The sequence below is a fragment of the Ruegeria sp. B1 genome (assembly GCF_056535885.1).
The window spans coordinates 1,088,532-1,103,135 of record NZ_JBQFJA010000001.1 but is presented as its reverse complement, the minus strand read 5'-3'; the positions used below and the strand labels follow the sequence as shown (position 1 = coordinate 1,103,135).

The 14,604-nt window shown below is 57.9% G+C and carries 12 protein-coding genes and 1 pseudogene; 12 read left to right on the top strand and 1 reads right to left on the bottom strand.

Annotated elements, in window-relative coordinates:
• The first annotated feature begins 2 nt into the window (after positions 1-2).
• From argH to ACR3ES_RS05295, 6 genes are all read left to right on the top strand, one after another.
• A complete protein-coding gene (gene argH / locus ACR3ES_RS05320; RefSeq protein ID WP_170427845.1) occupies positions 3-1,391 on the top strand; it encodes an argininosuccinate lyase in 1,389 nt (462 codons plus the stop codon).
• On the top strand, positions 1,391-1,573 hold the full coding sequence (locus ACR3ES_RS05315; protein ID WP_170427848.1) for a hypothetical protein: 183 nt from the start codon (positions 1,391-1,393) through the stop codon (positions 1,571-1,573). Before argH ends, ACR3ES_RS05315 begins: the two co-directional genes overlap by 1 nt.
• Positions 1,574-1,890: 317 nt before the next feature.
• On the top strand, positions 1,891-3,156 hold the full coding sequence (lysA, locus tag ACR3ES_RS05310) for a diaminopimelate decarboxylase (protein ID WP_170427851.1): 1,266 nt from the start codon (positions 1,891-1,893) through the stop codon (positions 3,154-3,156).
• Between the two features lie 36 nt (positions 3,157-3,192).
• Complete coding sequence (locus ACR3ES_RS05305) at positions 3,193-5,739, top strand: TIGR02302 family protein (protein WP_480424962.1); 2,547 nt, start codon at positions 3,193-3,195, stop codon at positions 5,737-5,739.
• A 23-nt stretch (positions 5,740-5,762) separates the two neighbouring features.
• Positions 5,763-5,921: a hypothetical protein gene (locus tag ACR3ES_RS05300; protein ID WP_480581784.1), complete on the top strand. Its 159-nt coding sequence runs from the start codon at positions 5,763-5,765 to the stop codon at positions 5,919-5,921.
• A gap of 56 nt (positions 5,922-5,977) precedes the next feature.
• On the top strand, positions 5,978-6,181 hold the full coding sequence (locus ACR3ES_RS05295) for an ATP-binding cassette domain-containing protein (protein ID WP_170427854.1): 204 nt from the start codon (positions 5,978-5,980) through the stop codon (positions 6,179-6,181).
• A 285-nt stretch (positions 6,182-6,466) separates the two neighbouring features.
• On the opposite strand, the gene ACR3ES_RS05290 is transcribed toward ACR3ES_RS05295, so the two are convergent.
• Entirely contained in the window at positions 6,467-6,865 is a 399-nt protein-coding gene (locus tag ACR3ES_RS05290) for a LysR substrate-binding domain-containing protein (RefSeq protein WP_170427857.1), read from the bottom strand.
• Positions 6,866-6,982: 117 nt separating this feature from the next.
• On the opposite strand from ACR3ES_RS05290, the pseudogene ACR3ES_RS05285 reads away from it, so the two are divergent.
• The 6 genes and pseudogenes from ACR3ES_RS05285 to ACR3ES_RS05260 all read left to right on the top strand — a co-directional run.
• Positions 6,983-7,354, top strand: a pseudogene (locus ACR3ES_RS05285) (DDE-type integrase/transposase/recombinase); the annotation flags it as partial.
• Positions 7,355-7,536: 182 nt separating this feature from the next.
• Positions 7,537-9,108 carry an ABC transporter substrate-binding protein gene (locus ACR3ES_RS05280; RefSeq protein ID WP_170427859.1) on the top strand — a complete coding sequence of 524 codons (1,572 nt, stop codon included), beginning with the start codon at positions 7,537-7,539 and terminating at the stop codon, positions 9,106-9,108.
• Positions 9,109-9,164: 56 nt separating this feature from the next.
• The gene (locus tag ACR3ES_RS05275) at positions 9,165-10,718 is read left to right on the top strand and encodes an ABC transporter substrate-binding protein (RefSeq protein ID WP_170427862.1); all 1,554 of its coding nucleotides are present in this window, start codon (positions 9,165-9,167) and stop codon (positions 10,716-10,718) included.
• Complete coding sequence (locus tag ACR3ES_RS05270) at positions 10,719-11,687, top strand: ABC transporter permease (RefSeq protein ID WP_170427865.1); 969 nt, start codon at positions 10,719-10,721, stop codon at positions 11,685-11,687.
• The gene (locus ACR3ES_RS05265) at positions 11,684-12,598 is read left to right on the top strand and encodes an ABC transporter permease (RefSeq protein WP_170427868.1); all 915 of its coding nucleotides are present in this window, start codon (positions 11,684-11,686) and stop codon (positions 12,596-12,598) included. The genes ACR3ES_RS05270 and ACR3ES_RS05265 overlap by 4 nt, the downstream gene beginning before the upstream one ends.
• On the top strand, positions 12,595-14,283 hold the full coding sequence (locus tag ACR3ES_RS05260; protein WP_170427871.1) for an ABC transporter ATP-binding protein: 1,689 nt from the start codon (positions 12,595-12,597) through the stop codon (positions 14,281-14,283). The genes ACR3ES_RS05265 and ACR3ES_RS05260 overlap by 4 nt, the downstream gene beginning before the upstream one ends.
• The last annotated feature ends 321 nt before the right edge of the window (positions 14,284-14,604 follow it).

Genomic DNA, 14,604 nt, shown 5'->3' with positions numbered 1-14,604 from the left:
ACATGACCGATCAATCCTCGAACCAGATGTGGGGCGGCCGCTTTGCCGCCGGTCCGGACGCGATCATGGAGGCGATCAATGCCTCGATCGGGTTCGATCAGCGGATGGCAGCCCAGGACATCGCAGGCTCGCGCGCCCATGCCGCCATGCTGGCTGCCACAGGCGTCATAAGTGATAGTGATGCGCAAGCTATTCGGGAAGGGCTGCTCACCGTTTTGTCAGAAATCCAGAGCGGCACGTTTCAATTCTCGACCGCGCTGGAAGACATTCACATGAATGTCGAGGCGCGCTTGAAAGAGATCATTGGCGCGCCCGCAGGCCGTCTGCACACAGGTCGCAGCCGAAACGACCAGGTGGCGACCGATTTCAAGCTTTGGGTGCGTGATCAGCTGGACGCGGCAGAAACCGGCCTGCTGGCCCTGATCCGCGCGCTTTTGGCACAGGCCGAGGCCGGGGCAGATTGGGTCATGCCAGGCTTCACCCACCTGCAAACCGCGCAGCCGGTGACATGGGGTCATCACATGATGGCCTATGTCGAAATGTTTGGCCGCGATCTGAGTCGTGTTCGGGACGCCCGTGCCCGGATGAATGAATCCCCGCTGGGGGCTGCCGCGTTGGCCGGAACCTCGTTCCCCATCGACCGGCAGATGACAGCCGAGGCGTTGGGCTTTGACCGCCCCGCAGCCAACTCGCTGGATGCAGTCAGCGACCGTGACTTTGCGTTGGAGTTCCTGTCGACCGCCTCAATCTGTGCCGTCCACCTGTCGCGCTTCGCCGAAGAGCTTGTGATCTGGTCCTCGGCCCAGTTTCGGTTCGTGACTCTGTCGGATCGCTTTTCGACCGGCTCGTCGATCATGCCGCAGAAGAAGAACCCCGACGCGGCAGAACTGATCCGCGCCAAGGTCGGTCGTATCTATGGGGCCAACACCGCGCTGATGATGGTGATGAAGGGCCTGCCGCTGGCCTATTCCAAGGATATGCAGGAAGACAAGGAACAGGTCTTTGACGCCGCCGACAACTGGATGCTGGCGCTTGCTGCGATGGAAGGCATGGTCAAGGACATGACCGCCAACCGTGAGAGCCTTGCTGTCGCGGCGGGGTCTGGTTTTTCGACTGCGACCGATCTGGCCGACTGGCTGGTCCGGGTTTTGGGTCTGCCGTTCCGCGATGCGCACCATGTCACCGGGTCGCTGGTTGCCATGGCCGAGGGCAATGGCTGCGATTTGCCGGATCTGACCCTCGAGGACATGCAGTCTGTCCATGCAGATATCACAGATGACGTCTATTCTGTTCTTACGGTCGAAAACTCGGTAAACTCGCGACAGTCCTATGGTGGGACCGCACCGGATCAGGTGCGTGCACAGGTCGACCGATGGAAAGCGATGGTGTGATGACGTTTTTGCGTGTGATCCTTGTAGTTGCAGCCGCCGTGACGCTTGCAGGCTGCGGCGTCGATGGTGAACCTGTGCAGCCAACCGTCAGCGCCAGCGTGGGTGTTGGCTCAAGCGGCGGGTATGTTGGCGGTGGCGTCGGGCTGAATCGAGGCCCTCTCGGAATTTATCTGGGATTCTGAGGCTAGAGATTGTTGTAATCCGGGTTGCCTGACCCCAGTTGAGAACACATGTGCTTCGGTGCGTGAAAAGAGATTATCGGTGATCGAAAGCATGAAACCCATCGCATTGTTCCTAACTCTTGTTGTGCTGGTGGCGTGCGAACCGTCGACAACACCGCGCCAAGAACCTGAGGCTAAACCTAGGCAGTCGGGCACAGGCGTTTCCGTCTCAGGCTATGGTCGCTTTGGAGTCTCGACGGAGTTCTAGAAACGGCGATTGCCGCATTGGGCGCGGAATCAATTGATCTGCTTACCACTTTTGGTCTAAGCGCGCGGTCATGGATCACTTTCTCTACCGCGACGGCGCGCTCTACGCCGAGGATGTCCCGATTTCCGAGATTGCTGCCGCGGTCGGAACCCCGTTCTACGTGTATTCAACCGCCACGCTTCTGCGGCACTTCAAACTGTTTGACGATGCGTTGGACGGAACGGATCACCTGGTTTGCTATGCGATGAAAGCGGCCAGCAATCAGGCGATCCTCAAGACGCTGGCCCTGGCTGGCGCTGGGATGGACGTGGTTTCGGGCGGGGAATACCTGCGCGCCAAAGCCGCCGGTGTGCCCGGCGACAAGATCGTATTCTCAGGCGTTGGAAAAACCGAGGATGAAATCCGTTTGGCGCTGACCGGTGGTGTCAGGCAGTTCAACGTTGAATCCGAACCCGAGATGGAAGTCATCAATGCTGTTGCGTTGGACTTGGGTGTGACCGCGCCGATCACTGTCCGGGTGAACCCGGATGTGGATGCCAAAACCCACGCAAAGATCGCAACCGGGAAATCTGAAAACAAATTCGGCATTCCGATCTCACGCGCATCGGAAGTGTACGCCTGCGCAGCCAGCTTGCCGGGTCTAGAAGTGATCGGGATCGACGTTCATATCGGCTCGCAATTGACGGAATTGGAGCCCTTTGAACTGGCCTATGCCAAAGTCGCCGATTTGACCGAACGGTTACGGTCAGAGGGGCACATGATACGCCGCCTTGATCTCGGGGGCGGCTTGGGGATCCCCTACACCCGCTCGAATGATGCGCCACCTTTGCCGGTCGAATACGGCGCAATGATCAAGAGAACGCTGGGTCACCTCGACTGCGAGATCGAAATTGAACCGGGCCGTCTGATCGCGGGAAATGCCGGTCTAATGGTCTCCAGGGTCATCTATGTCAAATCCGGGGAAGGCCGGGATTTCCTAATCCTGGACGGGGCAATGAATGACCTGATCCGTCCGGCCATGTATGAGGCGTATCACGACATCGTCGCCGTCAAAGAACCCGCGCCCGGAGTTGAGCAGCGACCCTTTGACATCGTTGGCCCGGTTTGCGAAACGGGCGATACGTTTGCCCGCGAGCGCAATATGCCGCCACTTGTATCCGGTGATCTGATCGCCTTCCGCAGCGCAGGGGCCTATGGCGCGGTTATGTCCAGTGAATACAATACCCGCCCCCTGATCCCCGAGGTGATGGTGCATCGGGATCAATTTGCAGTTATTCGTGAACGCCCAAGCTTTGACGAAATCATAAACCGCGATACCATACCTGTATGGCTTTGACGCGATGACCGCGCGGGCCGGATCAGGAGGCCCGCTTTGAGCGACAGAGCAAACCTGCCAGTGCCACGCCTGCCCCTGTGGCTGACGCATCTTGGGATGTTGGCCGAGCAGGTTTTGCGTGCGTTTTGGCCGGTTTTTTCCATTTTGATGGTCATTCTGGCGGTTTTGATGCTGGGGCTGCAGGATCACGTGCGTGTCGAACTGGTGTGGGGTGCCGGCGCTGTTGCGTTGGCTGGACTGGGGATCGCAGGTGTTATCGGCCTCAGGCGATTCCATATCCCGTCTCGTGCAGAGGCGCTTGCACGGCTGGATCAAACACTCCCGGGCCGCCCTATTCAGGCATTGATGGATGATCAGGCAATTGGCGCAACCGATACGGACTCTGTGGCGCTGTGGCAGGTCCACAAGGCACGGATGGCGGATCGCGTGTCGCAGGCGGAGGCGGTGAAACCGGATCTCAGGCTGGCGGCCCGGGATCCGTATGCGCTGCGGTACGCGGCCCTGTTGGCGCTGGTGGTTGCGGTGTTGTTTGGCTCGGTCTGGCGTATCGGATCGGTCGCCGAAATGGCGCCGGGAACCGCTGTGGCAGGACAAGGTCCAACCTGGGAAGGCTGGGTTGAGCCGCCGCGCTATACGGGCCTGCCGACGCTTTATCTGGCCGACCAATCCGGCGCGGACTTGTCCGTCCCGCAAGGCAGTCGCATCACCCTGCGATTTTACGGCGAGGTTGGCGCGCATAGCCTGACGGAGACGACATCTTCGACAGGAACAGAGGCTGCAATTGAACCCGAACAGGAATTTGTGGCGGAAAAATCCGGGCAGTTGCGCATAGATGGACCGGCCGCCCAGAACTGGGCGCTGGATGTGACTGCGGACATGCCGCCTCAAATCTCGGTTGCGGGTAGAGCTGAGTCCGAGGCGGGCGGGCAGATGAAACTGCCATTTGCGGCCAGTGACGACTATGGCATCGTCTCCGGCTCGGCCCGGATCGAGCTCGATCTGGTGACCGTTGATCGGCGTTATGGCCTGACGGTACACCCCGAGCCGCGCGACGTGATCGAGGTCGAGCTGCCGATGCCCATCACCGGCGACCGGGCCGATTTCACCGAAGACCTGATCGAGGATTTTTCGCAGCACCCCTGGGCGCATTTACCGGTCAGGATCACGTTGATGGCGCAGGATGCCAGGGATCAGCAATTTGCGTCTGAACCGTATCAGACGGACTTGCCCGCGCGCAGGTTCTTTGATCCGCTTGCCGCAGCCGTTATTGAACAGCGGCGGGATTTGTTGTGGGCGCGGGCGAACGCGCCGCGTGTAGCGCAGATGTTGCGGGCCGTCTCACACCTTCCGGAAGACCTGTTCCGATCCGACACCGCGTATTTGCGGCTGCGCGTTGTGTTGCGGCGGCTGGAGACATTTGATCGCCACGGTGCTCTGGACGTCAAACAACAGGAGGAAATCGCTCAGGCTCTGTGGGAACTGGCCGTGCTGATCGAAGACGGAACGCTGGCGGATGCGCTGGAACGGATGCGGCGGGCTCAGGAACGTCTAACCGAGGCAATGCAGAACGGGGCCAGCGACGAAGAAATCGCCGAGCTTATGCAGGAACTGCGCGACGCAACACAGGACTACATGCGACAATTGCAGCGGCTCGCGCAACAGGACGGCCAAAACGGCGAACAGCAGCCCGGTCAGAGTGGGGAAAGCCTGCAGATGACGCAGGATGACCTGCAGCGCATGATGGACCGTATTCAGGAGCTGATGGAACAGGGCCGCATGGCCGAAGCGCAGCAGGCGCTGGAAGAATTCCAGCAGATGATGGAAAACATGCGGGTCACGCAGGGGCAAGGTCAGGGCGGCCAATCCGAAGGGCAACAAGCTATGGAAGGCCTCGCCGAAACCCTGCGCGAACAACAGGGTCTCAGCGACCAGGCTTTCCGCGACTTGCAGGAGCAATTCAATCCCGGTGCGCAGGCTGGCGAAAGCCAGGGCAACGAAGGCCGTTCCGGCGGTCAGGGCCGGGGACAGAGCCACGAAGGTCAGGGCGGTCAGGGTCAGGGCGCGGATCAACCCGGCGAAGGCCAGCAGGGCCAGGGTTCGCTTGCCGACCGCCAACAGGCATTACGCGATGAGTTGAGACGGCAGGAACAAGGCCTGCCGGGAGCCGGAACCGAAGAAGGTGAAGCAGCGCGGGAGGCTCTGGGCCGTGCCGGTCGCGCCATGGATGAGGCCGAGGACGCCCTGCGCAGCGACGATCTGGCCGAGGCCATCGATCGTCAGTCCGAAGCGATGGAGGCCCTGCGTGAAGGCATGCGGTCACTGGGCGAGGCCATGGCGCAGAACCAGCAAAACCAGCCGGGTCAGGGCGCGCAGGAAGGCGACATGCAGGCCAATAACCGCGATCCACTTGGCCGAAATCCCGGGGCAACGGGATCAATCTCGACCGATGAAAACCTGCTGCAGGGCGAAGACGTCTATCGCCGCGCTCGCGAATTGCTAGATGAAATCCGCCGGCGCACCGGTGAGCAGGACCGGCCACAGATTGAACTGGAGTACCTCAAGCGGTTGCTGGAGCGGTTCTGAGCGCTCGGATTTTCTAAGCAAAAGTGAGTTCCGTGTTCGTTGAACACGATGAAGGGATCGTTGAGCGTTTCGCCGACGAGGTGGCCGTCTGGAACCGCGGCGAGGCTCTCTATCGCGGCACACCGAAGAACGTCCTGACTCACCCGGACGTCATCCGTGATGTTATGGGAGGGCATTTGTAAAGCTTGAATTTGATAAAGTTACTGTCAGCCTCGGTGGCGCACGGATTCTGCGAGGCGTGTCGTTCCGCATAGCGCAACCGGACACGATTGCCCAGATTGGCGCCAATGGCGCTGGCAAGACAACTACGCTCCGAACAGTAATGGACCATGTGAAGTCAACCGGGGACATTCGTTTTGACGGCAAGCTTTTGTCTGAGGTTCCACCGGCAAAGCGCGCTGGCCTAGGAATCGGTAAGGCACAGTCAATTGCTCGGCTGTGAAACAGACAAGGACACGACAGTAGCTTCGGGGAACAATCCAGCCCACTTTCACGATTACATCTTCGTAGTAACCCCGCACCTCGACTGCAACCGCTTTGAATTCTTTAGAGTGGTCATGCCGCTGACGACCAAACCCTGCTTGGTAATGGGAAGCGTATTCTTTTTGATTGTTTGCGTCCGACTTCTTGGGTCAAACTATCTTGCCTTGCCAGATACCGCGAGAAACCAATTCTCTAACAGTTTTTTGGTCACCTCTTCGACCGTTCGACCAGCACGGGTGGAAACCTAGTCTGAGTGGTGCACAAGATGAACCGGGCGGGTCAAGACCGGTTTGATGATTGGCACTTGGACTAGTTCTTTTCGGTCGACCTGTTTTTGACACGCAGCCGGTGCAAAGATTTCACAATAAGAACCGCGTGAAACGAGTTCGATGATTTGCCGCATGGCATCCATCTCTGTTACTACATTAAAGGCTACTCTGTAAGCCTCTGCATACCGCCGGATCGTGTTGCGAAGGCCACTTTTTGGCAGGATCATCTCGACACCAGTTGACTCGCAAAAATGGGATTGGCTGGTTTGGCGGTGCTCCAAATACCCAAGCATCTGGTGCTGAATAGAAAAAAACTCATCATCGATCACATGCGTACCGCTGTATTTCTTTCCTTTGATCGTAGAGTAGCGCAAGGTCGACCGTGCCGTCCTCCAGCCAAGGTGCCAGATATCCGCTGATCGCCTCGACAACCTTCAGTCGGACATGGGGAAATTCCCGCCGGATAGTTTTGGCTATTCGACCAAAGGGCAAAGATCAGGTCCAAATACGTAAACAACAACTTGGAACGGGGTCGCAGGCTTGTTAAACGGCGCGTTCGACACATGTGTGGCTTCAAATCACTGGGATCTGCGTCGGCTACTTTGGACGGTACTGAGGTCGCCAGTATGATCCGCAAAGGTCAGGTCACCAGCACAACTACATCCGGGTTTCGACTATTTGCCGACCTCGCAGGATCGGTGTATCCAAACACAGGTTTTTCATGGCTGACCGAAAACTTTGCGACACATCCACAGACCGATCAGAGTTTGTCTGACACTACCCTTCTCGGCATAAAAGACATGATTTTTACAGTTTTTAGGGTCCTAAATGAGCAGTGGTTGCTTGACGCGATGTTTTTTTGAGTAGAGCAGCTGTCCTTCTAAAGTCTCAGTTCGCGTACGTTAGGCAATTCAGCGCTGCGTTGAACGATTGACATGCATTCGCAGTTGGTATGCTATCGCTAACTACAACTCTGTCAGAAATCCGGGACGTTGTATCGCGGAGTCAATGCAGCTAAATGACTGCAAAAGGGGAGAAAATAATGATGAAATCTATGCTCGCGCTCGCGGTGCTGATGACAACGACAACGCTGGCTCACGCGGAAACACTGCGATGGGCACGCTCTGGAGATGCGTTGACGTTGGATCCACATTCGCAAAACGAAGGACCCACGCATACTGTACGTCATCAGATGTATGAACCTTTGATTATCCGGGACACGACCGGTGCCTTTGAGCCGGCGCTCTCGACCGATTGGGCGCCCAGCGAGGAAGACCCGAATGTCTGGGTGTTCAACCTGCGCCAAGGCGTGAAGTTCCACGATGGGGCCGATTTTAACGCTGAAGACGTGGTGTTCAGCATCAACCGCGCCATGCAGCCGAACTCTGACATGAAAGAGCTGATCAATTCGATCGTCGAGGTGCGCGCTGTTGATGACCACACGGTCGAGATCGTGACCGATGGTCCGAACCCGATCCTGCCGGCGAACCTGACGGATCTGTTCATCATGGACAAAGGCTGGACCGAGGCAAACAACGCAGTTGACGTTCAGGATTTTGAAGGTGGCGAGATCACCTTTGCAACCACAAATGTGAACGGCACCGGCCCCTACAAGCTGGTCAGCCGTGAGCCCGACGTGAAAACCGTGATGGAACGGAACGAGGATTATTGGGGTCGTGATCAGTTCCCGATGGCGATCAGCGAAATCATCTATACACCGATCCAGAACGATGCCACCCGCGTTGCTGCTATGTTGTCGGGCGAGGTGAACTTTCTTCAGGATATGCCGGTGCAGGACCTGGACCGGGTGAACGCCGTGGATGGGCTGGTCGTCAAACAAGCGCCGCAGAACCGGGTGATCTTCTTTGGCATGAACCAGGGTGGGGACGATATCGAAGCGGATAACGTCGATGGCAAGAACCCTCTTGCTGATGTGCGTGTGCGTCAGGCCATGTCCAAGGCGATCAACCGTGATGCCATCCAGCAGGTGGTTATGCGCGGTCAGTCGCAGCCTGCCGGGATGATTGCACCGCCCTTCGTTAACGGCTGGACCGCCGACATGGACGCCGAAAGCAGCACGGATGTCGAAGGGGCGAAAGCCTTGCTGGCGGAGGCAGGCTATCCTGATGGCTTCTCTATCCGTCTCGACTGCCCCAATGATCGTTACATCAACGACGAAGGGATCTGCCAGGCGGCGGTCGGCATGCTGGGTCAGATCGGCATTACCGTGAATCTGGATGCCAAACCCAAGGCACAGCACTTTCCTCTGATCACTGATGGCAAGACCGACTTTTACATGCTGGGTTGGGGTGTTCCGACATATGACTCGGAATACATCTTCAACTTCCTGGTCCATGGCCGGGAAAGCGACATCGGCACCTGGAATGGCACCGGCTTCAATGATGATGAACTTGACGCCAAGATCAAATCGCTGGCCTCAAACACGGACCTGGTTGCCCGCGACCAAGCCATCGCCGATATTTGGCGTGTCGTGCAGGATGAGCAGCTGTACATCCCAATCCACCACCAAGTGCTGAACTGGGGCATGGCCGAAAACCTCGCCATCGACGTCGATCCCGAGGATCAACCCATGGTGAAGCACTTCGGTCTGAACTAAGCAGAGTGGCCGGGCCTCGGAATTCGGGGCCCGCCGCCACGTAAGTGAGAGCTATTATGAAACGTTTGACCACTGCCGCGCTCATGGGCGCGCTTGCCTTACCCGTAGCTGCCGAAGAATTCACGTTCGCCGTCACGACCGACCCACAAACGATGGACCCTCATGCAGTCAATTCTGCCCCCGTTCTCGGATTTCTGAACAATGTCTACGAAGGACTGGTCCGTCGCGGCAAAGATATGTCCATCGAACCGGCCCTGGCGACCAGTTGGGAAACCATCGGTGACGGCGTCGGCTGGCGGTTCAAACTGCGCGAGGGCGTCACGTTTCACGATGGGTCCGAGTTCGAAGCAGATGACGTGATATTCTCTTACCAGCGTGCCTCGGATGAAAACTCGGATACCCGTAGCTGGTTCGCCCCGGTCAGCGAGGTGGTGAAGGTTGACGACTACACTGTTGATGTCATCACGACCGCGCCCAATCCGATCTTTCCAGACAGCATCGCAAACTGGATGATCCTGGATAGCGGATGGGCCGAGGCAAATGACGCGGCTTTGCCGGACAAAGAGGCTGGCAACTACGCGACCCTCAACGCCAACGGCACCGGCGCATTCCGCGTGACCGAACGGGAACCGGGCTTACGCACCGTTCTGGAACCGTTCGACGGGTGGTGGGGTGAACCGGAACACAACCTGACCCGCGCTGAACTGGTCCCAATCCAGAATCCGGCAACCGCACTGGCGGCGTTGTTGTCGGGTGATGTGGACTTCATCAATCCTGTCCCCATTCAAGACGTGGCCCGGTTGCAGAGCAATCCAGACGTAAAGGTCGTTCAAGGTATCGAAGCACGCGTTATCATGCTGGGCTTTGATCAGCAGGAGGGTGCAAGCGAAGCAGGGCAAGGCGGTTCTGATCTGTTCCGTGACCCGCGCGCTCGTGAGGCTGTGGCCAAGGCCGTCAACGTTCCGGCCATCCTTCAAACCATCATGCGCGGCAACGCCGAAGTGGCGAGCCAGCTTGTCAGCCCCGCGATGCGCGGGTTCTCGGTGGTGAACGCAGACCCGTATGGCTTCGACCCCGAAGGCGCGAAAGCGCTACTGGCTGAGGCTGGCGCGGAAGGTGCCGAGGTTAGCTTCAAATGCTCCAACAATCGCTATCTGAACGACGAGGCTGTCTGCCAGGCGATCACCGCCATGCTGACGCAGGTTGGGTTGAATGTTACACTCGACGCTATGCCGGTTCAGAACTACTGGCCGGAACTGCGGGCTGACAATTTCGACATGTATCTGCTGGGTTGGTCGCCCGGGACGTTTGACGCCGAACACCCCGTGCGGTTTCTCGCCTCGACCCCCAATGAGGAAAAGAAACTGGGGTCGTGGAACTTCGGCGGGTATTCCAACGCACGCGTCGACGAGTTACTGCCGATGATCCAATCCGAGATTGACGAACCCAAGCGTCAGGCGATGCTGGATGAAGTCGCTGGCATCTTGCAGGACGAGGTGGCCTATGTGCCCCTTTACGTCCAACCGCTGGTTTGGGGCGCGCGCAGCAATATCGAATTGACACAACGGCCCGATAACTTCTTCCTTCTGCGCTGGGTCACGGTCAACTAAATGCTGTCATACATTATCAGACGTGTGGCCCAGTCGGCGCTGGTCCTTTTTGTCGTGGGCCTTGTCGCCTTTTCCATGTTCCGCTTTGTCGGTGATCCAATCGACAACATGTTGGGGCAGGAACGGACCATGGAGGATGTGGAACGTCTGCGCGGCCAGTTGGGTCTCGATCAGCCATTTCCGGTGCAATATGTGAAGTTTCTGCAAGAGGCCCTGCAGGGTAATTTTGGCGTCAGCTTCCGCCAAGGCCGTCCTGTCGCAGAAATTCTGGCTGAACGCGCACCAGCAACGCTGGAACTGGCGCTGGTCTCGGCCGTATTCGCGATCGTTCTGGGCATCGCGCTGGGTGTTTTCACTGCCATCAGGCGGGATGGTTTTGCGGCAAATTTCATCATGTCGGCCTCGCTGATCGGGGTATCCTTGCCCACGTTCCTGATCGGCATCCTGCTCATCTACATCTTCTCGGTCGAGCTTGGATGGCTTCCCAGCTTCGGACGCGGAGAAGTCGTGGATCTGGGTTGGTGGAACACCGGGCTGTTAACTGCAAGTGGCCTTAAGGCGTTGATTTTACCTGCGATTACACTTGGCCTATATCAAATGACCCTAATCATGCGATTGGTGCGGTCTGAAATGCTGGAAGTGCTCAGGCAAGACTACATCCGCTTTGCCCGCGCTCGGGGCCTGAGCGATCGGGCTATCAACTATCGCCATGCGTTGAAGAACACGATGGTGCCTGTGATCACCATAATCGGTCTGCAATTGGGCTCCATCATCGCCTTTGCCATCATCACAGAGACGGTGTTCCAATGGCCGGGTCTGGGCCTTCTGTTCATCAACGCAATCCAGTTCGTGGATATACCTGTCATGGCAGCCTACCTGATGATGATTTCGGTCATCTTCGTCACCATCAACCTTGCGGTCGACATTCTTTACGCGTTCATCGACCCACGCCTGAGGGTCAGCGCATGAGCCGTCTTCAAGCCATCCTGGACAGCGACCAGTTCTACGCCTTTCGTCGTTCCCCTGTAGCCGTAGTTTCTGCGGTTGTGGCGTTAGTGCTTGTGATTGCCACAGTGTTCGCGCCGCTGATTGCACCGACGAACCCGTTCGACCCGTCGAGCCTGAACCTGATGAACGGCTTCACCCCGCCGATGGAACCGAATGCCTTTACCGGCGAAAGTTTCCTGATGGGCACCGACGATCAAGGGCGGGATGTGTTTTCGACGATCTTGTACGGGATGCGAATCTCGTTGTTTGTCGGGGTCGCGGCGGTCCTGTTTGCCATGATTCTGGGGATCATTCTGGGTCTTCTGTCCGGTTACTTCGGCGGCTGGACCGAAACCATCATCATGCGCACCGCAGATGTGCAACTGACCTTTCCTTCGATCCTGCTGGCCATGCTGATCTTTGGCATCGCCAAGGGCATAACACCTGTGGAATATCGCGATCAGATGGCGATCTGGGTGCTGATCCTTGCGATTGGCCTGTCCGATTGGGTGCAGTTCGCCCGGGTCGTACGTGGCGCGACATTGGTGGAGAAAAACAAGGACTATGTCGCCGCCGCGCGCATCATCGGGCAGAGCCCGCTGACGATCATGCTGCGCCATATCCTGCCCAATGTGCTGTCTCCTGTGCTGGTGATTGCGACCATCTCATTGGCACTGGCGATCATTGCCGAGGCGACGCTCAGTTTCCTTGGCGTGGGCGCCCCGCCGACGCAGCCGTCGCTGGGCACGCTCATCCGCATCGGACAGGGTTTCCTGTTCTCGGGTGAGTGGTGGATCCTGTTTTTCCCGGCCTGCACCCTGCTGGCACTGGCGCTGAGTGTAAACCTACTGGGCGACTGGCTGCGCGATGTTTTGAACCCGAGGCTGAAATGACCGACCCCGTTCTTTCGATCCGCAACCTTACGGTAGAGATCCCCACCCGCCGCGGTATCTTCAAGCCTGTGGAACACGTGACGTATGACCTCTACCCCGGTGAGATCCGGGGCGTCGTCGGTGAGAGCGGCGCTGGTAAATCCATGACCGGCAACGCCGTGATCGGCCTGCTGGACCCTCCGGCGCATGTGTCCGAGGGTGAGGTCTGGCTCAATGGCCGCAGGATCGACGCGCTTGATGCCGAGGACAAACGCAGGATCCGGGGCAAAGAGATCGGGATGATCTTTCAGGACCCACTAACCTCGCTCAACCCGCTATTCACAGTGGGTGAGCAACTGGTCGAGACGATCCAGCTGCACCTTGGCTTGTCTGCGTCGGAGGCCAAAAAGCGCGCCATTGCCCTGCTGGATCGCGTATCGATCCCCGACCCGGCGGATCGGTTCAATCAATATCCGCACCAGTTTTCCGGCGGGATGCGTCAGCGGGTTGTGATCGCCTTGGCTCTGTGCACCGAACCCACCGTCCTGATTGCGGATGAACCCACAACGGCCTTGGACGTGTCCGTGCAGGCGCAGGTGCTGGATTTGATCAAGGAACTGGCGAAAGAACGCCAAGTGGGCGTGATCCTCGTGACGCACGACATGGGTGTTATTGCCGACACCACCGACACGGTCACCGTCATGTACTCCGGCCATGTGGTCGAAAGCGGCACCACCGATCAGATTCTAGGCGCGCCCACGCATGACTATACCAAGTCCCTGATTGCCGCCGTACCGCGCCCGCACACCAAGGTCGAACGCTTTCCGGTGGTCAGCTATGGCGAAAGGGAAAGAACCTTCAAGATCGATGATCTGGCTGCACATTGGGACAAAACCGATCTGTCAAAATCCGGCAAGCTGCTTGAGGTCGAGAACATCACCAAAACGTTCTTGCAGAAGGGCGGGCTGCTACCGTCGCAACGCAAGTACTTTACGGCCGTCGATCAGGTCAGTTTCGACATTCGCGACGGCGAGGTTTTTGGTCTTGTCGGCGAAAGCGGCTCGGGCAAATCCACCGTCGCGCGGATGATCGGCACATTGTATCCGGTGGATGGTGGCCGCGTGATCTTTGACGGTCAGGATGTGACGGCCATGGGGGCAGAGGCTCTGCAAGCCTATCGTCGCCAAATTCAAATGATCTTTCAGGATCCTTTCTCCAGCCTCAATCCACGCATGAGGGTCGGGGATCTGGTCGCCGAGCCAATCCATCACCACAAAATCCTGCCCAAGCCCGCGATCGAACCGCGTGTGCGCGAATTGCTTGACTGGGTCGGGCTCGCCAAGGATGCGTGGCGTAAATACCCACATGAGTTTTCCGGCGGGCAGCGCCAACGCATTTGCATCGCCCGCGCCCTTGCAACTCAGCCCCGGTTTCTGATCTGCGACGAGCCGACCAGCGCCCTGGATGTGTCCATTCAAGCCCAAATTCTGAACATCCTCAAAGACCTGCAGGATCACCTCGGCCTGACCATGCTCTTTATCAGCCACGATCTCCCCGTCGTGCGTCAGATGTGTGACCGGGTCGGCGTGATGCGCCAGGGAAAGCTGGTTGAGGTTCAGGACACGACCTCATTGTTCACAGCTCCGGAGCATCCGTATACACGGGAACTCTTGGATTTGATGCCACGGCTAAAGCAATTGGCATAGTCTCACCGCCTTAGTCCTGTATTGGTCTTCACAGACGCACTTGGCTTGAGGAGCGCAAGCGCGAGTATTCAACGGTGGTTCAAATGCGGACACCATCTTGATACGGTTTCTTCGCAAAGTATTAGGTTGGCCCCGTAGACTTGAGATCGCCCAGGTTCCGGACCGCAAACTCAGAGTATTGGTAAAAGCACGGAGTTCTGAGCGTGAGTTGACCTTCGCGAACCATGGGTGTCACTTTAACTCCACCCAAAGTGGCCGATCTTGCAGTGAGGGCTTTGACGCTCAACTGGTACTGTCGCAAACTCTGGTCGGCGTGCAACA